This window comes from Geomonas terrae (genome assembly GCF_004791675.1).
In the GTDB taxonomy this organism is placed as follows: domain Bacteria; phylum Desulfobacterota; class Desulfuromonadia; order Geobacterales; family Geobacteraceae; genus Geomonas; species Geomonas edaphica.
In genome coordinates, this window is sequence record NZ_SRSC01000002.1 from 447,800 (window position 1) to 472,935 (window position 25,136).

Sequence of the window (25,136 nt, forward strand, 5' to 3'; positions counted from 1 at the left end):
GAATATACTACTGTGTGAGTGGAATATTCTGCAAACGCTCCGCCAACCGGAGTCACGGATCCAGCAAATACGCGCTTTCAGCTCTTGGCATACCGCGTGCTAAACGAAGCATGGTTACTTTTCACATCAAAGGAGAATGAAACATGAAGAAACTCATCGTCCTCGTAGCAGCAGCACTCGCATTGACCGCCCCGATCGCTTCCTTCGCAATGGATCACGGTTCCATGAACATGGAGCACGGCGGCCACGACATGGGCGGCGTCGCACACGAAGAGGTAGTCAACGGCGTCAAGGCCACCTTCAAGGTCATGAGCATGAAAGAGCATATGGCAGCTATGAAGATGGAACTCCCGAAGGGGATGAAGGAGACCCATCACCTTGCCGTCGAGTTCAAGGACGCAAAAACCGGGAAGCCTATCACCGAAGGTGACGTGAAGGTTAAAGTTCAGGGTCCGGATAAAGCTGAGCAGACCAAGGACCTGATGGGTATGCAGGGACACTTCGGCGCGGACTTCGACTTCTCCAAAAAAGGGAAGTACGGCGTCATGTGCAAGTTCAAGGTGAAAGACGGGCAGGTACGCAGCTCCAAGTTCTGGTACACCGTAAAGTAGTGCAACCGGGGCGGCTTCTGCATAAGGAGCCGCCCCCGTTCTTCCTCCCACACCGCATCTTTCACTCATCTTCTTCCGTCCCTGCTGCAGCTGCATTAAAGCGTATCTTATTGAAGTATTAGATTAATCATCTGGCGTTTTTATCAAAAATGGCTTAGAGGATCTTCTATGGAAAATTCTAACTTCTTTAGGCTCTCCAGTTTGGCCGCACTCCTTTTCCTGATGGTCGTCTTTGCCGGATGCAACGCGCGCAAGGAACCACCTGCCGAGGCAAAAGGAAGGGTGAATGCCACAGGCGCCTTCGTTTCCCAGTTCGGTCCGGTCCCCCCCATCGACAAAGGGACCTGCTACGGCTTCGTCATCTACTTCCCTTCGGCCAAGGAGCCGGGCAAGGTGCTCCCTTTCCCGTTCTTCAGTTTCGACGAGGGGAGCCTTAAGAAGGTGGCCCTCGGCAAACTGGTGGCCGGCATGGGGGATCTTCCGGCCTACCATGGAGAACTGGTCCAGCCGTTTCCCGCCGGGACCCGTGTCCTCGATGTATCACAGTCCGGCGACACCGTGTCCGTCAACTTCAGCAAGGAACTTGCCGGGGCGCAGCTTGACGCAAAGGCGCAGCAGTCCCTGGTGAGCGCGGTCGTCCTGACCGTGCGGCAGTTCTCCGGCGTGTCACGCGTGGTCATCAAGGTGGACGGTGCTGATACCCCGCTCAACAAACTCACCGCATCCGCCGATGAAAAGAGCGTTTTCCCTCTCGCTCCGCCCAGGCTTTTGGGCGTAACCGGGATGAAGGAAAAAGGACGCACCGACGTAGAGGAGATCGACGCGTTTTTTGACCGTCCGGTCGACATCAAGGAACTCACGCTCTCCAGCGCCGACGGTAAGAAGATCGACGGTGAGATCTTTCAATCGGTCTTCGACATGGCAGGCGTTCTCAAAGCGAAGAAGCCGCAACCATACCCGCCGGGAACTACTATCAAGGTGCACTGGAAGGTGGTCGACAAGATCGGGCGCGTCGCTTCAGGCGACGCAGATGTCGCTTTGGAAGTAAAAGAGCACTGACCTTAGACGGACACTGTTGCGAACGTTGAGGGAGGCGGTGGCACAGTCACCGATCCGAAAGATGACGGTTAAAGCTCATGTTTAAGAAGGCAGCGGTTCTGCTGGTCATCCTCGTCACTGTCCCCATGCTCTGGTTCTCGATTTACGATTACCGGCAGGCCGGCCCCATCGCACAGGAGAACCTGCGCGGTCTCGCCCTTTCCCTCACCACGGCTATAGAAAACCTGGCTGCGAACGATCCTTCTTTCAAGACCCTGCACGCCTTCCACCCGGTCGATGTCGCCTACTTCGCGCTCATCGACCGTCGTGGTGTCTACCGTTTCCACTCCAACAAGGATCTTATCGGCATCGCATCCGATCCTGAATCCGCAGGGAGAACTCAGTTGCTGGCCCGGTCCGAAACCAGGGTGCTCCTTGGCACCGGTGAACGCGCCTACCAGTTCACTTCCCCGGTCACCGTGCAGGGGGAACCTCTTGCCTTGGTGCTCACGCTGCACACCTACCAGGCCGACGCGGTGATACGCAGAGCCCGCCTCAATGCGACCATCGTCTTTGGTCTTGTCCTGGCCGGATGGCTGCTCTGCGCGGTACTGATACGTTATGCGCGGCGGGAGGAAAGCCATAAGCAGGAACTGGCTCGCCGAGAGGCTCTGGCAAAACTTGGCGAAATGGGCGCGCTGCTTGCCCACGAGATCCGCAACCCGCTGGCCGGCATCAAGGGATTCGCCCAGGTTATCGCAGCGAAGCCGCAGGAGGCGCGCAACGGTCCTTTCGCCCAGAGCATCGTTACCGAAGCTGTCCGCCTTGAGGCCCTGGTCAACGATCTGCTTACCTATGCGTCGAACGAGCCGTCGGCAAGTGGGGAATTCCAGCTCTGCGACCTGCTCGATCATGTTCTTTCCCTGCTGGAGCCCGAGGCCAGCGCCCAAGGAGTCGAGATAACCAGGGAATGTACCGGCGGCGTGTCGGCCCGTGCGAACCGGGACCGCGTGGAACAGGCGCTTTTGAACCTCGGGCGGAACGCGCTCCAGGCCATGCCGGACGGCGGGATGTTGCGGTTCACCGCAGAGGGGCAAGGAAGGGAGACGGTCATCACCGTGGAGGATAACGGTCACGGGATCGCCGATGAGCACCGCCCGCACGTCTTCGAGCCATTTTTCACCACCAAGTCGCGCGGCACCGGCTTGGGTCTCGCGCTGTGCAAGAAGATCGTAGAAGGAAACGGCGGCAGCATCACGCTGCATAGCAGGGAAGGGGAGGGGACCAGGGTGATCCTCAGCCTCCCCGCAGCTACGCATAAATAAGGAGCAAAGATGAATGGCACCGTGTTGGTAGTCGAGGACGACGACACCTTTCGCAGTTTCCTGCAGACCATCCTGCAGGACGCAGGCTACGAGGTCGAATGCGCCGCGGACGGCGTGAAAGCCTTGCGTGAATTGCGCCGGCGCAGCTTCGACGTCGTGGTTTCCGATCTGAAGCTGCCGGGAAAGAGCGGTCTCGAGATCTTCCGCGAGACGCGCGCAGACCTGGCCGCCCCGCCATTCATCTTTTTAACCGCCTTTGGCGCCGTAGAGGAGGCGGTATCCGCCATCAAGGAAGGAGCGGTGGATTTTCTAACCAAGCCGCTGCACGACCCGCAGGCGCTCCTTGCCCTCGTGCAGCGCACCGTCGAGGCTGAAGGAAGGGCGCGCGAGTACCTCTCCCTTAAGGAGGCTGTGGCCGCAGGACTCCCGCCCGAAGAGCTTCTTTTCGCCGGGGACGCGATGCGCGTGGTGCGACAGCTTGTGTACGACGTCTCCGGCACCATGGCGAACGTCCTAATCATGGGGGAAAGCGGCACTGGCAAGGAACTCATCGCACGCACCGTGCATCTCTTGAGCCCACGCAAAAGCGCCGCCTTCGTCGCCATAAACTGCGCCGCAATCCCCGAGAACCTTTTGGAGAGCGAACTCTTCGGCCACGAAAAAGGTGCCTTCACGGGTGCCGTGCAGGCCAGACAAGGGAAGTTCGAGCTTGCCAAAGGGGGGACCATCTTCCTGGACGAGATCGGCGAGATGCCGCTTCCCCTGCAGGCCAAATTACTGCGCGTGATCCAGGAGCGCGCTTTTGAAAGGGTAGGGGGGACGCGGGAAGTCAAGGCGGACGTCAGGATCATCGCCGCCACCAACCGCAACCTGCGCGAAGAGGTGGCTGAGAAGCGCTTCCGCGAGGACCTTTACTACCGGCTCAACGTCTTTCCGCTCCCGTTGCCGCCGCTGCGCGACAGGGAGGACGCCATCCCCATCCTGGTCGAATATTTCATGCAGCGCTTTTGTCAGCAGATGGGGAAGTCCCTCAAGGGGATCGATTACGACGCGATCACGACGCTGCGCCGCTATCACTGGCCCGGCAACATCCGTGAACTGCAAAACGTCATGGAGCGTGCGGTGATCCTGTCCAGGGACATGGTGAGACAGGAGGCGCTTCCGGAAGAAATCGTGTGCCAGTCGGAGGGGCGTTGCCTCTGCAGCCGGGACCGGCTGAAAGGGACGGAACGAGAGATGATCACCCAGGCGCTTACCAAGCATGGTGGCAACAGGCGCTTAGCTGCCGAGGAACTCGGCATGTCGCGCCGTTCGCTGCAGTACAAGTTGAAGGAACACGGCCTGCTTGACGAGAGTTAGGTGGTGCAAACGCCCCGCCGAGATGTGCAGCTTTTTGCACCGAATGGCACCCCCCTCAAAAACGCTCTTTCATTGAAAGTGCACTATTTCAGGCTCTTACCCGATTGCCTTCCGATGGCACAGACCGTGCTCTTCTCCTGATTGTGGCGCACCACAAGAGAGGAGTTCGCGGATCTGCAGTTCGCGACTCCAACGCAACGGACTGAGAGGGGAGAACAATGAGAGTTTTGGCAGTTGCATTGGTAGTTATGTTGGCCGCAGTTCTGCTGAACGGATGCTGCATGTTGCATCCGATGTGGTGACCAATAACAAGGTGGAGAAATGTTATGTCGTACAGGAGGTTTACCTTAACGCTGATCTTGTCGATCTTTCTCAGCGGTCTCGCGGGAAACGCTTCCGCTGGATTTCTCGGTTTCGGTTCCGAGGAGAAAGGGAAAACCGGGTTGGACTTCAACCGGGGCTACGACCTCAACACCGTGGGGATCGTAAACGGGCATGTCATGTCGCTGCCGCACGCGGTTGAAAACGAGCAGTACGCCTTTGAGATCCAAACCGGCGCCGGCCCCGTCAATGTGACCGTCGGGCCAGGCTCTTACTGGCAAAAATCCGGGATCGCCCTCCGGATCAATGACGAAATCAGCGCCAAAGGCGCGAAAGCACAGGGGCAGGATGGGAAGCAATACCTGCTTACCCAGAAGCTGGTGAATCGTACCACGGGCACCACGGCGGAACTGCGCAGCGAAAATGGCGCGCCGGTGTGGTCCGGTAAAAATTCAGGCTCTTCAGGATTCCGGTCTCAGGACGGACGCTTCGGTGGCGGGTTTATGCGAGGCGGCGGCATGATGGGCGGTGGCGGTATGATGCGGCGCTAGCGCGGGCGCTATGGAGTGGTAATGACAAACAAATTGCACCGTTGCAAGGTCTGGTTCGGCTTGCTGCTGGCAGCTGCTTTCGCAACTCCTGGAACGGCCATGGGGGCGGGGCCTGCCGTTTCAGCCTCGCTTGGCTTCGAGTTTGCCTCAGGCGACTACGGGACAGGGACCACGACGCGGTCGCTATATCTTCCCTTTACCCTGACCATCGCGCCCACCGAACGACTCGGATTTTCACTGGAAGTCCCATACGTCTACCAGAGCAACTCGTCGGTCAACACCGGCGTGCTCCTTGGCTCGGGGGGCCAGATGGGCGGGATGCGGAAAAAGACTGCAGCCATGAGTGGATCAATGGGCGGTTCCTCAAGCGGTAGCGGAGGCGGTTCGATGTCATCGGCCAACCCTGATAACTATGGACGTTCCGCCAGCGGAGTAGGGGATGTGACAGCGAAGGCGGGGTACGTGCTGGTGGAGGAAGGAGAGATCATGCCGCGGATCAGGCCTTACCTTTCGGTAAAGTTCCCCACCGGGGACAAAGACCGCGCCCTGGGTACCGGTTCCTTCGATGAAGGGGCCGCAGTCGAGTTTTTCAAGCAGCTAGGCAACTGGTACTCCTTCGCCGAATTTGGCTACACCTTCCAGGGGCACTCGTCGGTTTTGCCTCTCAAAAATTACGCGAGCTTTAATGCCGGAACCGGTTATGCCGTAAGCGAAAAGCTGCTCCCGATGCTCATCGTTAAAACGTCTTCAGCGCCCATCTCGGGGAGCAGTGATCTGCTGGAGACACGACTAAAGCTTAAGTACCTGGCCACTAAGAACACCGGCATCGAAGCCTACGCCGGCAAAGGGTGGACCCGCAGCAGCCCCGATTTCACAAGCGGGGTCTCCATCACTTACGATTTCTAAAATTTCGCAGTTATAAGAACAGTTACAGGAGGAATGATATGAAAAAGCGGCTTATTGGGGTCGCGGCGGTCGTCGCGGCAGGGATGTTGGCAGGTTGTGGCGGCGGTGGTTCATCCACGACGGATACGGCCAAGGTCGCGGGGAAGGTGGCTGACGGCTATCTGCAGTACGCCACCGTGTTCATGGACAAAAACGGCAACTACCTCCTCGATGCAGGCGAGCCTTACGCCCAGACCGACGAAAACGGCGCCTACACGCTCACCGTCGATCCTGCCGACGTCGGGAAATACCCCATCGTCGCCATGGCGGTGCAGGGCGTTACCATCGACAAGGATACCGGCTCGACCGTGGCAAAGAGCTACCTGATGAGCATGCCGAAGGAAAGCGTCTCCGGCACGGTGAGCAGTAACTTTATCAGCCCGCTCACCACCCAGGTACGCGAGATGCTGGAGACCGGCAACTACACCATGGACCAGGCCATGACCCAGTTAAGGGACAGGCTCCACCTTGATTCAGGTTCCAGTGTGATGGGCGATTACATCCAGGGGCAGAACCAGACCATGCACAGCACGGCGCAAAACATGGCGACCATCATGGGTGGGCAGATGGACCAGGTATTCACGACTTCCGGCATGACGACTACGGTGAACGTGAACCGTTACCGCGGCATGATGGGGGCAATGTTCAGCAACATGTCCTCGGTGCGCGCAGCCAACACCAATACCGACATGACCCAGCTGATGAATCAGATGACCTCGACGCTTGATACGATCAGCATCGCTCAGCCCTTCCACAACATGTCTTCGTACTACCGCCAGGGCATGATGTCTGGCGGCGGCATGGGGATGTAACGCCTGACCAGGCGCCCGGATCACACCCGCCGGGCGCCTCTGTCTTTCAACTCGATAGGGCCTCGCGAACTTTCAAGGCGAGAGACTCCACGCTGAAAGGCTTCTGCAGAAAGCACATCTCCGCTCCTATCTTTCCCCTCTCGGCTATGACGTCTGCGGTGTATCCAGACATGAACAGGCACTTCATGTCCGGGCGGCTTTCCAACAGCCGTTCCGACAGGTCTCTGCCGTTCATGCCCGGCATGATGATGTCGGTCAACAGCAGATCTATGTTCGCTTTGCTGTTCTCGGCTATGTCGATAGCCTCCTCCGGTGAGGCTGCCGGATAGACTCGATATCCAAGCTGCTTCAAGATGGTGGCGCCGATTTCCATGATGGCAGGCTCGTCCTCGACCAGCAGCACCGATTCCGTCCCTCCGGCCGGACGTTTCTTCTCCTGCGCCACTTCTAGGGAACTCGCGGAGACGGCCGGAAAATACAGGGTGAAGACGGATCCCTTGCCGACCGAGCTGGTGACCTCTATGTGTCCTCCGTTTTGCTTCACTATGCCGAAGACGGTTGCAAGCCCCAGTCCGGTTCCGCGCCCGAGCTGTTTGGTTGTGTAAAAGGGCTCGAATATCCTCTCCATAACCTCTGCGCTCATGCCGCAGCCGCTGTCCGCCACCACCAACCTTACGTATTGCCCGGGTGCAAGGTCTCCGACGCGTGCCCGTTCCGCAGTGCCGACCGTGACGTTATCCGTGAAAATCTCGATCTTGCCGATGCCGGCGATGGCATCGCGGGCGTTGACACACAGGTTCGCCATAACCTGGTCCAGCTGGCTTGGATCGAGTCGCACATGACTTAGCTCGAAGCCTGGGGACCAGGAGAGATCTATATCCTCTCCGATGAGGCGGTGCAGCATCTTGAGCATCCTGGCGATGGTCTCGTTCAGATCGAGCACCTTGGGCTCGGCGTGCTGCTGACGGGAAAAGGCGAGCAGTTGCCTGGTTATCTCTGCGGAGCGACTGGCCGCGTCCAGAATCTCCCGAAGTCTGTCCTGCATCTGCCCGGAAAGGTCGGTTGCCAACAGGGCAAGTTCCGCATGGCCGATGATAACCCCAAGCATGTTGTTGAAATCATGGGCTACGCCGCCAGCCAGTTGCCCGATGGCCTCCATCTTCTGTGATTGCGCAAGCTGGTGTGCGAGCACGCGGCGCTCTTCTTCCATCTCGGCCTTCTCTGTAACGTCCCTGATCACGAGAACCATGCCACCGAGCTGATCGGCCGCGTCGACGATCGGAGCGCCGTTGATGGTCACCGTACGGTCGGTACCGCTTTTCGAACACAACCGACGCGTGCCCGGCAGTTCCAGGGTGCGGCGTGCCTCAAGCACGGAGAGCAGCACACGTAGCGCGTCTGCGTCATCGACGCCCCCCTCGATCCGTAGCACACGGTCCAGGTGCTCCCCTTGAACCTCGTCCTGCTTCCATCCGGTAAGCGTCTCGGCAACGTGGTTCAAAAAGACGATCCTGCATTCGGTATCGGTAGCGATCACACCGTCGCCTATGGACTGCAAGGTGACTGCGAGACGTTCCTGTTCTGCCACAAGGCGTTTTTCCGCCTCGTGCAAGCGCGCGGACGAGTGGTTGAGCGCATCGGCAAGTGTATCGATCTCCAAGACCCCGCGTTGGACCGGCACCTGCGCCCCTTTGCGATCCTGCAACTCCCCGGCGAAGCGGCTCAGTTCGCGGATTGCCCGCAGCGGAGGACGCACCACTAGGATCATCAAAAAGGTGCCCACCAGGAGCCAGAGCGCTCCTATCTGGAGAGAACTGCGCCATGCGGCGCGCTGCAAATCGCGCGCAGTCTCCAGCGTGAGTGCCATCCGCACCCAACCGAGCTGGTTTCCGGCCGAGATCGGAGCCCAACTGACCAACTGGTCCCCTTCGCGGCCAAGACTCGGCTCGTGTCCGTGCGGCACCGGAAAATGCCTGACATCGTAGGTCAGGTGCGGCGCCTCTCCACGCGAGGGGCGTTGAACGTTGCACAGCACGTTGCCGTCCGGCTCGACGACCAGGACGCTCAGCACCTCGGGGATATGAGCCGCATTCATCATCTGGCTTTCGAGCCCCGCATAATCCTGAACAACAAGGAAATTAGCGGCGTTATCTGCGTAGCTATGAGATAGCACTCTAAGGTTATTCGACAGAGACTGCACATAGACTGACTGCTGCCTGCTGCCTATGCGCCAGCCGTAGACGGCGATCATCGCCGCGAGGATCATGGCGAGGGAGACGATAATTTTTACGTCGAGACGTTTGAACATTTATTGAATCCCGGTTACTTCGGCTGCTGTTTGTCCAATCGCTCGAAGTCCACTTTGGCGAAGAAGGAGTAATCACGGTTATAGTCGGCACGGATCGGCTTGGACAGTTTCACCGTGTCCAGGATCTTTCTTCCCTGGTCAGACTCGTCCAGTCGGAGCAGGGCCGCTGTCACCACTTCCTGGACCTGCTTCGGTACGCGCGGATGAGCGGCGAAAGGGTGGGGTGCCATTCTTTCCGTTTCCAGGATTACGCGGAACTCCTTTCGCATCTCGGGCAGGTCGTTCATCATGCTTGTGTCGAGCGTAGCTCCCGCGTCGGCCTTTCCGACCAGTACGCTCTTGGCTACATTGATGGTCGAGCCGCTGAACGAGACGTTGTAGTCGATCGCGCCCTGACCGGTCAGCATGGAATGGCGCGTGATGACGCTGCAGACGTTTTTCGGTCCGACAAAGGCGATGGTCTTTCCCTTTAATTCGTTCACCTTGGTATATGGCGAGTCTTTGCGCACGAAAACCTGTCCGCGGATCATGTGTGAACTGCGGACAAGCGGTATGTATTTCTGCCTCTGGTAAGCGAGGAAATACATGTTGGGAGGCGCATAGAGAAAGTCAGTCTGCCCGGCCTGCGCATCGGCCAGGAAGGTATTGATCTTGTCATAAAGTTTGAGTTCGATCCTGACACCGGTTTCTTTTGATAGATGCTCCACCAGCGGTCTCCAGTTCTTGTGCAATGTGACCGCGGGGAGGTTAGGTACAACGGCCAGGGTGTAGACCCTTTCAGCCGCCGGAGAGGAGCAGGGGAGGGCAATCAGCAGAAGCAGTAACAACGTAAGACAATAAAAGCCATTCTTGAGGTGAAACATCATCTCCCTCCTCGTATAAGCTCAGCTCCTTAGGTCATAAAACCTTTCGACCAGGATATTAATACCATGAATTTGGGAAATGTCAGTCATTGCGGCTTGATTTATAATATAAGTCTAATATGATCACTCACTATGACTGAAATTACACTCTGAAAGGGAGAGCTATGAAGAAAACGACTCTTGTAATATTTGCGGTGTTGAGCCTTCAGTGTGGTGCGAGGGTGGCCGGGGCAGATACAGTCGAGATCACCTACAACTCGGGGAAGGTGCAGACCATCGAACTGGAAGGTAAGGCCAAGGAAGTTCACGACATCAGACTAAAAGAAGTGACAACTGTACCGTTGCCGGAAAAGATCAGGGATCTCTTCAAAGGAGAAAAGCCCGGACAGCAGCCATCAGGGAATGAGCAACCGCCGGCCGCTAAAAAAACAGGTCCCACCTTTAAATGGGCGCCTCCCGTTTCTGAGTAAGAGAATTGCGGGATCAACGCGGTTGGAAAGAAGGAGAGAGCAACGTCCAGCGTTGGCTGGCTCCTCCTGAATTAATGCCGCCCCCGCCTCCCCTTGCATTACGTCCCATAAGATATATTATGTCAAGTTGAAGATACCCATAGGGAAGCGCTGCGGTTCCGACTCCCTTCGCGCACGATAAGAGGTCTATGGCTGATGATCTATTACTGAAGCTCCTTCCACTGGATTGTCGGAAACCCACATCCGATGGAGCATCAACTGCCATACATTTCTCGGACCTCGCTTCAGCTCTGACCGTCCCCTTCGTCTTTGCTCAACGCGTCGGGGTCGCATCGTGACGCCTCGCACATTCCGACCAAAACGACGGCCCGACTGGTCAGCACTGCCGATTTGCCCGTGAAATCTCCTGTCGGCCCCTTGAACACAAAATCCGGTGCAGGCCTACCCCTGCACCGGATCAAAAAGTCCCTTTAAAAGCCAAATTTGGAGGCCGGTTTTCGGCGCCTCACCAGCGCCTGCTTTCGAGCGCCCGCACAAGCTCGACGACCTTGTCAGCCACCAGTGATTCCAGCAACTTGCCTTTCTCCGCGGTAGCTTTGCCGGGATCCCCCCAGACACCGCCGGGCCAGAAGCTGCGCTTGTCGCGCACCAGGATGCCGGTCGGAAAACTCGGGTATTCGGCTGCGGCGGTTCCCTTGACCAGGTGCGGATGCGAGTGCATGATACGCGAGGTCTCGATCTCGCCTGCATGTGCGTCGCCGCGCGTCTCGATCAGGTGTGCGCCTGTTTCCTTGGCGAGATCGTACTCCGTGACCACGGCCATGTTTATCTCCGGCAACTCCTGAATCAGCTCTTCGCCGGCGTCCTGCAGCGCCATGCGATGCGATCCTCCGGCATGCCCGGTCAAAACTATGAAGTTTGCGAGTCCCTGTGCATGCAGCGAACGTACGATGTCCTTGAGAAGCGCCTTCAAGGTTCCGGTGCTGATGGAAATTGTGCCGGGATGCCGAGACGTGGACCGGCAGGAACCGTAATGAATCGGCGGCACGACAAAGAGCGGTATCCGCTCGGCTGCACGTTTGCCGACTTCGTATGCCTCGATGGTGTCCGTCGACAAAGGCAAATGACTCCCGTGTTCCTCGACGGAACCAAACGGTATATATACGGTCTTGCAGGTGCGCAATCCCGCGGCGAATTCCTCCATGGTCATATTTTCAATAATCATTTTTCACCCAAGCGCCTGTTATTGTTGAGCTTAACCACCCTCCCCTCTTTAATAAATGAAGAGGGGAGCCGGCTATGCGTCGAGCATCTCCCGAACCTTTCTCGCGAGCTCCAGCGGTTTCGCAGGTTTTTTTATGATATCGATCCCTTCCATAAAAATGCCCTTGTCTTCGATGACGTCCGCCGTGTAGCCGCTCAGGAACAAAACCTTGAGGTGCGGGGAGCGCGCCCGGAGTGCCTCGCAGAGCTGTTTTCCGTTCATCTTGGGCATGATCACGTCGAGCAGCGCCAGACTGATGTCATTTCCGTTCGACTCGAACAGCCCCAAGGCCTCCTCGCCGCTGCCGGCCAGCATGACCCGATAGCCGTAACGCTTCAAGACCGATTCCACAAGCCTCCCCACAGCCGGGTCGTCTTCGACCACCAGGATGGTTTCGTTCCCCCCTTCGGGAATGAACGCGCGGGTGGCTTCTTTCGACTTGATGGTCTTCTCCGCTAGCGGAAGGTAGATGCTGAACGTGGTACCGAAGCCTTTCTGGCTGCTTATGGTGATGTAGCCTCCATGCTGCTTGATGATGCCGTAGACGATGGAGAGACCGAGGCCGGTGCCGCGTCCTGGGAGTTTGGTGGTGAAGAAGGGTTCGAAAATCTTCCGCTGTGTCTCGGCGTCCATCCCGGACCCCGTGTCGGCAACGGTAACAAGGGCGTAGCGCCCTGGAACGCCGTAGCCGTGCAGGCGGTGGAATTCGTTGTCGAGGGTGACCGCAGCCGTCTTGATGCTGAGCTCTCCGCCGCCGGGCATGGCGTCCCTTGCGTTGGTAGCGAGGTTCATCAGCACCTGTTCCAGCTGCCCGCTGTCGGCCATCACCGGCAGCGGTACTTCGCTGAAACAGGTCTTCAGAGCAACATCTTCGCCGATGATGCGCATCAGGAATTTGGAATGCCGGCGCGCCAACTCGTTAAGCTCGACCTGCTGCATCACCATGACCTGCTTCCTGCTGAAAGCGAGCAGACTCTTCGTGAGGTGCGTGGCACGGTCTGCGGCATCGAGGATCTGCTCCATGTTTTCGAGCATGGGATCCCCCTCAGGAAGCGAGTGCTGGAGTAACTGGCCGAACCCCATGATTACCGTGAGGATGTTGTTGAAGTCGTGCGCAACGCCCCCTGCCAACTGGCCGACCGCTTCCATCTTCTGGGCCTGACGCAACTGTTCTTCGAGCTTTTTGCGCTCGCCTATGTTCTCCATAAAGGCCATGTAGTGGCTGATCGCACCGGAAGCGTTGCGGATGGGCGAGATGGTGGCATGCTCCCAGACCATGCTGCCGTCCTTGCGACGGTTATACAGCTCGCCGGTCCAGACTCGTCCAGCCAAGATCGTCTCCCACATCCCCTGGTACAGTTCCGGAGCGGTCGTGCCGCTCTTGAAGATGCGCGGATTCTGACCGGTCACCTCGTCTGCCGTATATCCGCTGACCTGGGTGAATTTGGGGTTCACATACTCGATGTTGCCGGACGCATCGGTGATCAGTATGGAGACCGGGCTCTGCATGACGGCCTGGGAGAGCTTGAGCAACTGTTCCTCCGATTGCCTCCGCTCCGTCACATCCTTGTAGATCACCACGGAACCGACCAGTTCACCCCCCTCACGAATCGGACTGCAGGTGTATTCCACATAGAAACCGGAGCCGTCCTTGCGCCAGAACAGCTCGTCACTACCCTGGTAGGAGCGCCCCTCGCAGCAGGCGGCGGCCATGGCGCATTCCTCTTCCGGGTAGTGCGAGCCGTCCTCACGGGTGTGATGCATGAGGTCATGCTGTGATTTGCCCAAGAGCTCTTCCTGAGACCAACCGACCATCTGGGCTGCTGCGGGATTAGCAAAGGTGATATTGCCGTCCCTGTCGACGCCGTTGATCCCCTCACCCGCCGCATCGAGGATGAGCTGAAATTGGCGCCTGGTCTTTTCATGCGCCTCCTGGGCCTTCTTGCGTGCAGTTATGTCTTCTACGGTCTGGATCGCACCGAGCACGGTACCGTTTCTGTCGCGAATCGGAGCGGCGGTTATGGTGAGGTAATGCAGCTCACCCTGCGGATCATGATAGGAAGTCTCCGCCTGAATCGCTCCGGCGATCAGTCCTGAGCTCATGTTGTTGCTGAAGTACCTCTCGATCCCTGCGATGTCGCCGTCAAGGACGAGGTCGGCAAGTAAGGGTCTGCCGTCGTTGTAGAAGAGGCTCGATATCTGTCGCTGTCCGAGAACATCAGCCGCCTTCACACCGGTAAGGGCTTCGAATGCGTAATTCCAGATTATGACGCGGTGCTCGCTATCCAGCACGAAGGTCGGCATTGCCGAATTTAGCACGAGATTCTCGGCGAATTCCTTTTGCGCCTGGAGCGCCGCCTCCGCGTGTTTTCGCTCGGTGATGTCGAGCATGACCCCGACAAGGCCGCCGCAGGAGCCGTTGGATGCGGCGAAGCTGGTCTTGAAGAACACGACCTCCCTAGGGGCATGGTTGCCGTCGTAAGCCCGGCATTCATATACCTGCACCCCGCCTTTGGACAGAAGCTCCAAGTCGGCGCGCTGATGGGTGTCGGCGAGCGTGGAAGTGGTCAGATCCAGCACGGTCTTGCCAAGCACGGCCTCCCTGGTCATACCGGTGAAATCAAGGAAGGCCTGGTTGCAGCCGAGGTATCTGCCATCCGGCCCCTTGTAGAAGACCGGAATCGGGGTCACCTCGATGAGCTTCTGTGAGAACTCCAACTGCCGCTGCAGCTCAGTCTTTTGTTGATCAAGCTCGTTAAGGAGCTGGTTGAAGGCATCACCCAGGACCCCGATTTCGTCACCCGTTTCGACGATGATGGGAGCGGCGTTCTCCCCCTTGCTCTGGGCGCGCTTCCTGATTTGCTCGGTGAACGAGACGAGCGGTGCAGCGAGGAATTTCATGCACAGCCAAACGACGAGCGTAGAGGCAAGCAGCACCACGACGAGCGCGCCGGCGATGTAGCTGCGGACCTTGCGGATCGGGGCGTACGCCTCCTGCTGCGGGAAATTGCTGGCGAGGATCCAGCCGGTGGTTTTGAGCCGCCTGAAGGAGCTGATCACATGGACGCCGCGCGAATTTATCGTCTCCCCGGTACCTTCGTACCCGGCGATCGCCTTGTCGTAGAGCAGGTTCACCCCGGCAGGGACGTCCTGCTTCAGGACACGGTTACGATCAGGGTGCGCGATCATGACCCGGTCCCTGTTGTACAGGTATATATAACCTTTCTCGCCAAGGACGATGCTGCCTAGCTTGGTGAGCACATTGGGCCTGGTTAGGTCAAGGCTGCCGGCGAGAACACCCGCCACGTCACCATGTTCATCCAAAAGGGGTGCGGTGAGCATGACGATGGGATGGTGGTGCGGTTGAGCCGAGATGAAGGGTTGGGAAATAAGGGGTTGGCGCGTGGCCAAGGTTTCTTTCAGATAGTCACGGTAGAGGAAATTCTTACCGACTATGCCGGGCTCGTAAGGGTTCCCTGAGATCAGCGTCCCCTGGGGGGAGAAAAGGAACAACCCGTTGTCGAACATAGCCAGGGTGTCGGGGCGTTCCCGGAAAAAACGGCTCAGGGCAGCGGGGTTATGTAGATCTTCCTTTTTGAGCGTGCTCGCCGTGGCGACAAGTTCCGTCTGCATGATGCGGAACCTATCGTCGATCTGATCGGCTATGGCGGAGACCATGTTGAACTGCTGGGTGAACAGCAGCGTCTTGAGCTGGTCGACAAAGTACAACTGGGCAGTGAGCGCAAGAACGGTAAGCAACCCGGCAAAAAGCAGGGAGATGGTAACCGTCATTTTGGTCTTCATGCTCAAGGACCGCAAGCTGCCTCCTTATGTGGCGACGTTATCGCACGGCGACTGCACGTGCGACTTGCAAACATAGTATGAAAGAAGAAGCGATGTCTATATAAAACATGGATGGTTAAGAGCGGAAAAGCCTGTGTGATTACGGTTTTTTCGCCCTTTCCTATCAAGCCTTGCCGAGAGGCCCTGAAGAAGTGAAAAAAGATCGTTAGGCCGAGGAAGCGATCTGTTATAGTATCGGTGCCTCGCCGGCAATGCATTAGGAAAAGGAGCGAAACAAATGCTGGAGATCGGCAAGTATAACCGTCTTGAAGTTAAGAAACTGAGCGCCATCGGCGCCTATTTGGACTCGGAGCTTGGGGAGATCCTGCTGCCGACCAAGTACATGCCCCCCGGGTTGCACCACGGCGAGCACCTGAAGGTGTTCGTCTATCTCGACTCGGAGGACCGCCTCATCGCAACCACCCTGGAGCCCAAAGCGCAGGTCGGGGAGTTCGCTCTCCTCGAGGTGAAGGACGTAAGCCGCGTGGGCGCCTTTCTAGAGTGGGGGCTCGAAAAGGACCTCTTGGTACCGTTCAGGGAACAGCCCCGCCCGATGCAGCAAGGGGAAAGGTACATGGTGCGGGTCTACCTCGACCCGTCCGGCCGCATTGCGGCATCGGCGCGGATCGCCAAGTTCCTCGAGAAGTCCCCAGCCGGGCTGAAAGAAGGGCAAGAGGTGCAGCTCACCTTGTACGAATTCGGTGACCTCGGCGCCAAGGTGATTATTGACGGGCGCTATGACGGCCTCTTATTCAGAAGCGAGCTATTCGGCAATTACCAGGTGGGCGACACCCTTTCCGGCTATATCGGGAAGATCAGAAACGACGGCAAGATCGACGTCACCCTGCGCAAGGCTGGAAAACAGGACACCGCCGGCGGCCGGGAAACGCTGCTGCGGATTCTGAGTGAGAGCGGCGGTTTTCTGCCGGTCGGCGACAAGTCCACTCCGGAACTAATCGCTGAGATGTTCAAGATGAGTAAGAAGAGCTTCAAGACCTTGATCGGAAACCTCTACAAGGAGGGGGTCATCGAGATAATGAAGGACGGGATCAGGCTGCGCTAGTCCATTTGCAGCGACGAAAAGAGCCCCGGGTGGTCGACACGCCGGGGCTCTTTTTGTTTTTCGCCGGGGTGGCTCACCCCGCCATGTTACCTGCGGTTACCGAAGAACCTGAGCAGGAGCAGGAACATATTGATGAAATCGAGGTAAAGGGTGAGTGCACCGAGAATGGCCCCCTTCCTTCCCGAACCGCCCATCTGCTTGATCCTCTGGGTGTCATAGGCGGTGAGACCTGTGAAGACGAGGACGCCGCAAATACTCATGACCCAGCTGACCATCGGGCTTTGCAGGAAGATGTTCACAAGAGACGCGATCACTACACCGACGAGTCCCATGAACAGAAAGCTCCCCCAGGAAGAGAGGTCGCTTTTGGTGAGGTACCCGTAGAGACTCATGGCGCCGAACATGCCGGCTGTCACCAGAAAAGTCGACGCGATGGAGGATTGGGTATAGGCGACGAAGATCGTGGACATGGTGACGCCGTTCAAGGCTGCATAAAGCAGGAAAAGGGCGCTCGCAGTGGCGCTGCTGATCCTGTTGATGGCACCGCTAATGGCAATAACGAGGCCCAGTTCGCCGAAAACTAAGGCGTAGAAGAGCAGCCGGTTGCCTAAAATGGCCTGTAAAAGGACCGGCGAAGATGCTGTAATCATGGCGACGAAGGCGGTAAGGAACAACCCTCCCCCCATCCAGCCGTAGACGCCACGCATCACAGTGCTGTTTGCGACGGTTATGGTTCTGTACTGCGTCTGGTATCTTTCCATTGATGCTCCTTGTGTGTCCGACTCTTTTAGAACCGGAGGTCATGTTCGTAGTTTCAGCTCAGTCGTTATTTATACCATTACAGCTAAGACCAGGGCATCAAAATAAACATCACCACGAGAATTTTCAAGGGTGTGTGATACAATCCAGGCTTTCGTTTCCGCGAGCGTCGAAAGAAGACGCCGCTATTACGGCTTTTGCCGCATGTATAAAGGAGGATGTACCATGTTGAAAAAGTTGGCCATCATTGTCTGTCTCATATCGATGGTTCCGGCTGCAGCCGGCGCCCAGGATGTGACCATTCTTGCCCAGGCACAGCCTGCGCAGGAGGCACCGGCCACGGTGAACCTCATGCCCCAGGAAAACCGTACCGGCGTGATCCTGGCTGCGAACGATATGCAGGGGACCCGGGAGGAGCACCCGAAAAAGACACACACCGGTCTTACCTTTAAGGAATTCTGCGACGTCCACTTCGGCGAGTACCGCTGGGTGTACTGGGTCGGTGCCGTCGCGGCGATCGTGGCCATCCATGTGGTGGCTGCAGACTAGCGACAAAAAAGGGCGGCAGGAAAGACTTCCTGCCGCCCCTGCCCTAAGCACCCCTGCCCTTTACCGCCTCTAAATCCTATTTAGCCCTTTCATACTGCAAGGGCCACGGCAGATCCACCCCGAGCGCCTTGGCGGCATGCAGCGGCCAGTACGGGTCCCTCAGCATGGCGCGCGCAAGCAGCACGGCGTCGGCCAGCCCGGTGGCAACGATCTGTTCGGCTTGCGCCGGGTCGGTGACGACCCCCACGGCCCCGGTGGCGATCCCCACCTCCTTCTTTATCTCGGTGGCAAACGGTACCTGGAAGCCTGGCCCAAACGGCGGCATGGCCTCCGGGACGAGACCTCCCGAAGAACAGTCGATAAAATCGATCCCCATGTCCTTGAGCGCACGGACGAGGTAGAGCGTCTGCTCCAGGTCCCAGCCCCCCTCCATCCAATCCGAAGCGGACACCCGGACGAACACGGGGAGATGCTCGGGCCAGATGTCGCGCACAGCCTTCGCCACCCTGAGAGGGAAACGGCAACGGTTCTCGAGCGACCCTCCGAATTCGTCGCTGCGCCGATTCGATAGAGGCGAGATAAACTCATGCAGGAGATAACCGTGCGCCATGTGGATCTCGACGACCTCGAAACCGGCGTCGATGCTGCGGCGGGCAGCTGCGGCAAACTGGCCAAGGAGAGTCTCCAGGTCCTGAACGGTGGTTTCCCTGGGGAGTACCGGGTCCTCTTTTGAGAAGGGGACCGCACTCGGGGCGATGGTCTGCCAGCCGCGGTTTCGGGCGTCGACGGGCCGCCCCCCTTTCCACGGAAGATCGGTGGAGGCCTTGCGCCCGGCATGGGCCAGCTGGATACCGGGCACCGAGCCGTGCTCCTTGATGAATCTGGTTATCGGCGCGAAGGCAGCGGCGTGCTCGGCGCTCCAGATGCCGCTGTCGTCAGGCGAGATCCTTCCCTGCGGCGTCACCGCGGTGGCCTCGACCATGACCAGTCCTGCTCCCCCGACGGCACGGCTTCCAAGATGCACCATGTGCCAGTCGGTAGGGAGCCCGTCCCTGCTCGAGTACATGCACATCGGAGAGACGAAGATGCGATTCTTGATGACCAGTTCGCGCAGGGTAAGCGGGGTGAAGAGACGGCTCATGTTGAGATGACCTCCAGGTGTGTTTGACATCTGCGGCAGTTTACCAGGCAGCGCATCAATTTCAATGAGAGAGGAAGGGAGCATGCTCTAAAGTGCACGGCATGCCTTAAAGGCTCTGCGTTCAACTCTGGCAGTGAGTGCAGAAAAAGGTGGAGCGGTTGCCGAGCCTGCCTCGTTGAATGGGCGCCATGCATTTCCGGCACGGTTTCCTCTCCCGGCCATAAACGTAGAGCTCTTGCGGAAAGTAGGCGAGCTTCTCTTCGGCGCGGGTGAAGTCCATGCTGGAACTACCGGTGGCGATGGATACGGTTAGCGTCTCCTTTACGGCGTCGACGAGGGCCTTGCATTGGGCCTCAGTGAGGCTCCCTGCGAGGGTGTCGGGGAGCATGCGGCAGCGGAAAAGGCTTTCCGCCGCGTAGATGTTTCCGATCCCGGCGACAACGGCGCTGTCCATGATAAAGCGCTGGATGGCAACCTTCCTGTTACGGCTCAAACGGTACAGATACTCGGTGTTGAAGGCAGCCGTCAGCGGCTCCGGCCCGATCTTTCTCAGCAGTTGATGCTGCATGGGGTTCTCGCTGGTCCAGTGGATCGAGCCGAAGCGACGGTAGTCGTTAAGTCGCAAGACGAGTCCTGAGTCGAGTACAAGATCGAAGTGGTCATGTGGCCCGGGCGCCGTCGCGGCAGACACAAGCCGCAGGTGCCCGGTCATGCCGAGGTGGAGCAGCAAAGACCCGTTGGGACATTCGAGGATCAAGTATTTGCCACGACGCTGCACCGACGCTATGGTACGGCCGCACAGCAGTTGTGGCAGTCCAGCCGGGACCATGGCGCGCAGCTTTGAGCTGTGCACGGAAACCGCACTGATGCGGGCACCGGTAAGGGCACGGGTGATACCGAGACGGGTTACTTCGACTTCCGGCAATTCAGGCATCGAGGTTCCTTTTACTTATCGAGCGGCATCGGGTTACAGACGTTCTCCGGGGAGTTCGCCTCAACCCCGCAGGTAAAGCAGACCACGGTGGGGCTTGTCGTTATGTGTTCGATCTCTTCAAAGCGCCCCATGCTCTTAAGCATGCATATGTGTCCTTTGTGCTCAGCTCCACATTGGCAGATTTTAGTTTCCATGACGTCTCCTCGCCTCAAAATGGCCGATTGCGGCTATCAGAAAGTACTGCAAAGGGGCATTTGCAGTCAATAGGTTCCGTGTTTTCTGGCACAAGGTCTGCGGTGCCATATCCACTTGCAGTCTATCTAGGATAATTTTTCACAATTTGCAGTTGCCACAGAGAGAAAATGTGGTTATATTAGAAAGCATTGTTAATACTAATCTTAACAGCGGGCCTGCCGTCTTCACAGTGCCAGACACTGCCGGCACTAACAGTAACAAGATGACGGCTGTGCATGCTTCCGGCTATCTTCCGGGAAAACGGCTCGACGTTATGAGTATTATCATGATTGCCCAAAGGGGTAAAAACATGAATCGAGCGGCGCAACTGCAAAACCACGTAAAGACCCCGGTCCGGACCGCCTCCGCCAGCCGGGCCGGGAGCCCCACGCCCCCTACCCTTTCTTGGGAACAGGTTTTGTGCAACATTTTGGAGCACACGCCGTTGGGGCTGTACCGGACCGACATCAACGGAGAGGTGCGCTCCACGTCTGGCGCAACGGCTGGGGAAAACCGGCTCAGATTGACTGTTGTGGAGCGCAAGGCACTCACCGAAACCTTTTGCTGCGCCATGGAGAATGAGGCCCAGTGGTCGCAGCGGTTTTGCCGTCGCTCCGCCGATGGTCACATCCGTTGGCTGCAGACCGTCATCGCAAACCTTAGGGATGAAAACGATTCCCAGATCGGCTATCAGGGTTTCACCACCGACGTGACGCATGAGGTTCATGAAAAACACGAAGTGGCGGTCAATGAGGAGCGCCAGCGGCTGGCGATTGAGGCCGCCGAACTCGGGATTTGGGATCTGGACGTCTTGACGGGCAACTGTTTCTTCAGCCCTTACTGTTACGAAATGCTCGGTTACGCCCCAGGCCAGATGCAAGGGAGTTTGGCCGACTGGATCAACATCATCCATCCGGAGTACCTGGAAAACGCGCGCAGGTCGCTGGAGGAGTGCATTGAAGGCCGCATCGACAAGTTCGAGCTAGAGTTCCGTTTGAAGACCAACGAGGGGAAGTGGCGCTGGTTCCGCCTCACCGGTAAGGCGGCGACAAGGGATGCTTCGGGTCGTGGTTTCCGGCTGGCGGGCACCCTCCTGGACGTCAACCAGGCCAAACTGATGGAACACCTGCTGCGCATGGAGCACGACCTGCTGAACCTGATCACGGCAACAAGCCCCGTGGGTATCATGTTCATCGAGCCCGACGGCAACACCGCTTTCGCCAATCCAAGGGCGGAAAAAATCCTGGGGCTTGCCAAGAAAGAAATGCTCACATGCGGGGACTGGTCACTTTTAAGGACGATCCGGTCCCCGGAGAAAGACGGCGGCGAGGAGGAATCGCTGGAAGATGTGCTGCGCCAGGGGGTGTGCCTGCAAAACGCCTGTTTTCTCTTCACGCGTCCCGACGGCTCCAGCGTCTTTCTCTCCATAAGCACCGCACCTTTTCTTGACAAGGCGAGCAAGGTGAGCGGCACCGTGGTGACCCTCGAAGATGTAACCGAACAGAAACGGCGCGAACAGGTCATCTCGGACAACGACCACCTGTTGCAGGAAACACAGAGGATAGCGCAACTCGGGAGCTACGTCCTCGACCTTGAACAGCAGCACTGGGGATGTTCCAGTAAGCTGCGTGAGATCCTCGGCATCGACGAGCGCTACCCGATGACCCTGCAGGGGCATTTCGACCTCGTACACGAGGAGTTCCGTGCCCGGTTTGTAGAAAGCTACCGCTCGGCAATCGCCCACTCCCGCCCCTTCGAGATGGAGTACAAGATCAAGCGGCACAGCGACGGCGAAGAGCGCTGGGTAACCGAGTGTTGCGAGATGACACTGGACACCGCGGGCAAGAAGCGGCGCATGATCGGGACGATAAAGGACATCACGGAACGCAAGGCGGCCGAAGAGGCGATCCGCAACCTTAATAACGAGTTGGACCGCAGGGTCATCGAGCGCACTTCACAGCTCGTAGCTGCTAAAAAAGAGATCGAATCGTTCAGCTATTCGGTTTCTCACGACCTGCGCGCGCCGCTTAGGCACATCAACAGTTACAGCTCGATTCTGGTGGAGGAGCACGGCGCCGCCCTGCCGGATGAGGCACGCTACTACCTGGAGCGGATCTGCACGGCAAGCAACAGAATGGGCGAGCAGATCGATGATCTGCTCGCCCTCACCCGGGTAGGTCGCGCCATTATGAAACGCACCAACTTCAACATCAGCCAGCTAGCGGCGGAAGTCGTGGACATGATCCAGGACGACGATGTGTCCAACGCGGCCGAGTTCGTCGTGCACCCCGCGATCAACGCCTACGGCGACGCCGCACTGGTGCGGCTCGTGCTGCAGAACCTGCTCGGCAACTCGGTGAAATACTCGTCAAGGAATCCAAACCCGCGCATCGAGTTCGGCCAGACCACGGTCAACGGCGCTTCCGTCTTCTTCGTCAGGGACAACGGCGTCGGCTTCGACATGGCCTATGTGGAAAAGCTGTTCCAGCCCTTCCAGCGTCTGCACGGATCGGAATTCGAGGGGACCGGCATCGGGCTCGCTACGGTGCGGCGCATCATCGAGCGTCACGGGGGGAGCATTTGGGCCGAAGGAAAGGAAGGCGAAGGGGCGACCTTCTACTTCACCCTCTCTCACCCACGCAAAGCCTGAGAGGGGGCCCCTCCTCTCTCGGGTCGCAGCATCCCCCGCTGTATTATAAAACAGCGTACAACAAACCCACTATCTCTGCATCGACGCCTTCACCTCAATTTCTAACGCTGCATCCATCTCAGCCCTTACGCCCTCACATCCCACGTTATTCTGCCTCCATATGCTAACTTTTCGACATTCCCGTGAGGAAAAGAGTTGTCATTTTAGCAGAACTATGTTTTACACTTAATCAAGTTCCTGATACCATGAATAGCTACACCGCAAATGGCACGACAAGAGTTGCCTGCGGTCTCACGTGCGAGGGCTTTATGAAAAAAAGCTGCCAGATGGTGGAAAGGGCCTTGGTGGAAGGACTGCTTAAAGGGGAGTTCAAACCGGGGTGTCCGCTGTCGAGTGAACGGGAACTTGCGGCACGGTTCGGGGTTAGCAGAGCGACGGTACGGGATGCGCTTCAGAAACTGCAGAGCGCCGGGTGGATCTCGGTGCAGGAGCGCCATACCACCGTCGTCAACGATTTTTGGTCTCACGGAGACCTGGAAATCCTTTCCTCGATAACGAGAAACAGCGAGGAGTTCCCGCCCGAACTGGCTGCCCACCTGCTGGAGTTGAGGCTCCAGTTCGCCCCGGACTATGCGCGCAGGGCGATCGAAAACAACGCCGCCGGGGTCGCTGCGATCCTCAGCAAGGCCGAGAAGTTACGTAACTGCGCCTCGGCGCTGGTGAAGTTCGACTGGGAGTTGCACCTTGCGATGGCCGTCATGTCCGGAAACCGCGTCTACCCGCTCGTACTGAACAGCTTTTCCGGCGTCTACTCCAAACTCAGGTCTTCGCTTTTTACCAAAGAGAAACACCGGCTGCAATTGCGCAACTACTACCGCGAGATGCTCGCCGCGGCAAGTGCCGGTAACGCGCTGCTGGCCGAGAACATCACCCGCACCGCGATGCTCTTCAGGCTGAACGATTTCAAGAACTGTTTCGGCCCGCTGCAGGGAGAACTACCGGCCCCCGCCTGAACCGTGGCCGGTCTCACGTTGTGATGGTGAAATAAAAAGAAGCGCCGACGTCGGGCTGCGCCTCTACCCAGACCCTGCCGCCATGGCGGTGCACGATGCGCTGCACCGTCGCAAGTCCAACCCCGAGCCCCGGGAAATCCTCCTCGCGGTGCATGCGCTGAAACGGGCTGAAGAGCCGGTCGGCAAAACGCATATCGAACCCGACACCGTTGTCGCGCACGAAGAAGACGCGCTCTCCCCCCTCCTCTTTGCTCCCCACCTCGATAATGGCGGGATCTTTCCTCACAGTGAACTTCCAGGCGTTGCCAAGCAGTTGTTCGAGGACGGCTCTCATAAGAACCGCGTCACCGTGCGCATGCAGATGCTCCTGAATCTTGAACTCGGCCTTCCTTGCCGGATCGGCCTCCTTCAGAGTCGCGGCATGACTCGTTGCCATCTGGGTCAAATCGAGGTTGAGCAGGGTCATCTCCTGCCGCCCGATCCGGGAAAGCCCAAGGAGAGCCTCGACCAGGTTCTCCATTTTCCGGCCCGCCCTGACGATGCAATCGAGGTAGCTAAGCGCTGTGGGTTCCAGTTTGTCGCCGAAATCTTCCTGCAAAGCGTTGCTGAAGCCGATCATATGCCTGACAGGGGCGCGCAGGTCGTGGGAGATGGAGTAACTGAGGGATTCAAGCTCGCGGCTCACGTTGTCCAGGGAAGCCTTCAGGCGCACCGTCTCGTCGTGCAGGCGGCCAAGCTCCCGCTCGGCTTCGGCACGTGCGGCCTGCTCCTGCTTGAGCTTCGCCTCCACTTGCCCCAGACGGAGTTCCAACTCCTCAGAGTTTCCCCGCGTCTCGTGCCCGGTGTCGCGCTTTGCTACGGGCTCAGCCGCGGCCGCAGCCGTGGTCCCATGCTTTCCGTGCTCATCAACGACGCTCTTCGGCCCCGCCATCTTCCCCTCCCTACGCTACTGGCACAGAGAATCTTAAAACTCTCTTAAAGGAACATTGTGCCACAAGAATTGCGTCCGGACTATTCCCGAATGCATTATTTTTTGTTCTAAAAAAAGACTATGTCAGAAAAGGGTGTTCATCAGAGAGTGCT

21 protein-coding genes are annotated in these 25,136 nt (G+C 58.0%); 12 read left to right on the forward strand and 9 right to left on the reverse strand.

The genetic code is table 11. The features are described 5' to 3' along the window. Positions 1-143: 143 nt before the first annotated feature. The 7 genes from E4633_RS09225 (at position 144) to E4633_RS09255 (ending at position 6,962) form a co-directional block, all read left to right on the forward strand. A complete protein-coding gene (locus E4633_RS09225) occupies positions 144-611 on the forward strand; it encodes a hypothetical protein (protein ID WP_135869954.1) in 468 nt (155 codons plus the stop codon). A 168-nt stretch (positions 612-779) separates the two neighbouring features. Continuing rightward, positions 780-1,670 carry a GerMN domain-containing protein gene (locus E4633_RS09230; protein WP_135869955.1) on the forward strand — a complete coding sequence of 297 codons (891 nt, stop codon included), beginning with the start codon at positions 780-782 and terminating at the stop codon, positions 1,668-1,670. A gap of 77 nt (positions 1,671-1,747) precedes the next feature. Beyond that, positions 1,748-2,974 (forward strand): two-component system sensor histidine kinase NtrB, encoded by a 1,227-nt coding sequence (locus E4633_RS09235; protein WP_135869956.1) that lies wholly within the window; start codon positions 1,748-1,750, stop codon positions 2,972-2,974. 9 nt (positions 2,975-2,983) lie between these two features. Further along, positions 2,984-4,333 (forward strand): sigma-54-dependent transcriptional regulator, encoded by a 1,350-nt coding sequence (locus E4633_RS09240; RefSeq protein WP_135869957.1) that lies wholly within the window; start codon positions 2,984-2,986, stop codon positions 4,331-4,333. Between the two features lie 326 nt (positions 4,334-4,659). Further along, entirely contained in the window at positions 4,660-5,205 is a 546-nt protein-coding gene (locus tag E4633_RS09245) for a DNA-binding protein (protein ID WP_135869958.1), read from the forward strand. Positions 5,206-5,226: 21 nt separating this feature from the next. Continuing rightward, complete coding sequence (locus E4633_RS09250; protein ID WP_135869959.1) at positions 5,227-6,111, forward strand: transporter; 885 nt, start codon at positions 5,227-5,229, stop codon at positions 6,109-6,111. 38 nt (positions 6,112-6,149) lie between these two features. Continuing rightward, positions 6,150-6,962 carry a hypothetical protein gene (locus E4633_RS09255; RefSeq protein WP_135869960.1) on the forward strand — a complete coding sequence of 271 codons (813 nt, stop codon included), beginning with the start codon at positions 6,150-6,152 and terminating at the stop codon, positions 6,960-6,962. A 46-nt stretch (positions 6,963-7,008) separates the two neighbouring features. Here E4633_RS09255 and E4633_RS09260 read toward each other — a convergent pair whose 3' ends face one another. Continuing rightward, on the reverse strand, positions 7,009-9,270 hold the full coding sequence (locus E4633_RS09260) for an ATP-binding protein (RefSeq protein ID WP_135869961.1): 2,262 nt from the start codon (positions 9,268-9,270) through the stop codon (positions 7,009-7,011). 14 nt (positions 9,271-9,284) lie between these two features. After that, positions 9,285-10,133: a phosphate/phosphite/phosphonate ABC transporter substrate-binding protein gene (locus tag E4633_RS09265; RefSeq protein ID WP_135869962.1), complete on the reverse strand. Its 849-nt coding sequence runs from the start codon at positions 10,131-10,133 to the stop codon at positions 9,285-9,287. Positions 10,134-10,297: 164 nt separating this feature from the next. Here E4633_RS09265 and E4633_RS09270 point away from each other — a divergent pair, with 164 nt between their 5' ends. After that, the gene (locus tag E4633_RS09270) at positions 10,298-10,603 is read left to right on the forward strand and encodes a hypothetical protein (protein ID WP_135869963.1); all 306 of its coding nucleotides are present in this window, start codon (positions 10,298-10,300) and stop codon (positions 10,601-10,603) included. A gap of 505 nt (positions 10,604-11,108) precedes the next feature. On the opposite strand, the gene E4633_RS09275 is transcribed toward E4633_RS09270, so the two are convergent. Continuing rightward, positions 11,109-11,828: a creatininase family protein gene (locus E4633_RS09275; RefSeq protein WP_135869964.1), complete on the reverse strand. Its 720-nt coding sequence runs from the start codon at positions 11,826-11,828 to the stop codon at positions 11,109-11,111. Positions 11,829-11,900: 72 nt separating this feature from the next. Beyond that, on the reverse strand, positions 11,901-15,671 hold the full coding sequence (locus E4633_RS09280) for a PAS domain S-box protein (RefSeq protein WP_246037994.1): 3,771 nt from the start codon (positions 15,669-15,671) through the stop codon (positions 11,901-11,903). 277 nt (positions 15,672-15,948) lie between these two features. On the opposite strand from E4633_RS09280, the gene E4633_RS09285 reads away from it, so the two are divergent. After that, positions 15,949-16,773, forward strand: a complete 825-nt coding sequence (locus E4633_RS09285; RefSeq protein ID WP_135869966.1) for a CvfB family protein — start codon at positions 15,949-15,951, stop codon at positions 16,771-16,773. Between the two features lie 86 nt (positions 16,774-16,859). Here E4633_RS09285 and E4633_RS09290 read toward each other — a convergent pair whose 3' ends face one another. After that, positions 16,860-17,534, reverse strand: coding sequence for a Bax inhibitor-1/YccA family protein (locus E4633_RS09290; RefSeq protein ID WP_135869967.1), 675 nt, complete (start codon positions 17,532-17,534; stop codon positions 16,860-16,862). A 223-nt stretch (positions 17,535-17,757) separates the two neighbouring features. Here E4633_RS09290 and E4633_RS09295 point away from each other — a divergent pair, with 223 nt between their 5' ends. After that, positions 17,758-18,081: a hypothetical protein gene (locus tag E4633_RS09295; protein ID WP_135869968.1), complete on the forward strand. Its 324-nt coding sequence runs from the start codon at positions 17,758-17,760 to the stop codon at positions 18,079-18,081. A gap of 76 nt (positions 18,082-18,157) precedes the next feature. On the opposite strand, the gene E4633_RS09300 is transcribed toward E4633_RS09295, so the two are convergent. From E4633_RS09300 to E4633_RS09310, 3 genes are all read right to left on the reverse strand, one after another. Further along, positions 18,158-19,222: an NADH:flavin oxidoreductase/NADH oxidase gene (locus E4633_RS09300; RefSeq protein WP_135869969.1), complete on the reverse strand. Its 1,065-nt coding sequence runs from the start codon at positions 19,220-19,222 to the stop codon at positions 18,158-18,160. A gap of 121 nt (positions 19,223-19,343) precedes the next feature. After that, the gene (gene mutM / locus E4633_RS09305) at positions 19,344-20,156 is read right to left on the reverse strand and encodes a bifunctional DNA-formamidopyrimidine glycosylase/DNA-(apurinic or apyrimidinic site) lyase (protein WP_135869970.1); all 813 of its coding nucleotides are present in this window, start codon (positions 20,154-20,156) and stop codon (positions 19,344-19,346) included. Between the two features lie 11 nt (positions 20,157-20,167). Beyond that, the gene (locus tag E4633_RS09310) at positions 20,168-20,299 is read right to left on the reverse strand and encodes a hypothetical protein (RefSeq protein WP_342791904.1); all 132 of its coding nucleotides are present in this window, start codon (positions 20,297-20,299) and stop codon (positions 20,168-20,170) included. Between the two features lie 401 nt (positions 20,300-20,700). Here E4633_RS09310 and E4633_RS09315 point away from each other — a divergent pair, with 401 nt between their 5' ends. Further along, positions 20,701-23,040: a PAS domain-containing protein gene (locus E4633_RS09315; RefSeq protein ID WP_135869972.1), complete on the forward strand. Its 2,340-nt coding sequence runs from the start codon at positions 20,701-20,703 to the stop codon at positions 23,038-23,040. A gap of 308 nt (positions 23,041-23,348) precedes the next feature. Then, complete coding sequence (locus E4633_RS09320; RefSeq protein ID WP_135869973.1) at positions 23,349-24,053, forward strand: GntR family transcriptional regulator; 705 nt, start codon at positions 23,349-23,351, stop codon at positions 24,051-24,053. Between the two features lie 13 nt (positions 24,054-24,066). Here E4633_RS09320 and E4633_RS09325 read toward each other — a convergent pair whose 3' ends face one another. Next, a complete protein-coding gene (locus E4633_RS09325; protein WP_135869974.1) occupies positions 24,067-24,984 on the reverse strand; it encodes a sensor histidine kinase in 918 nt (305 codons plus the stop codon). Positions 24,985-25,136 lie beyond the last annotated feature (152 nt).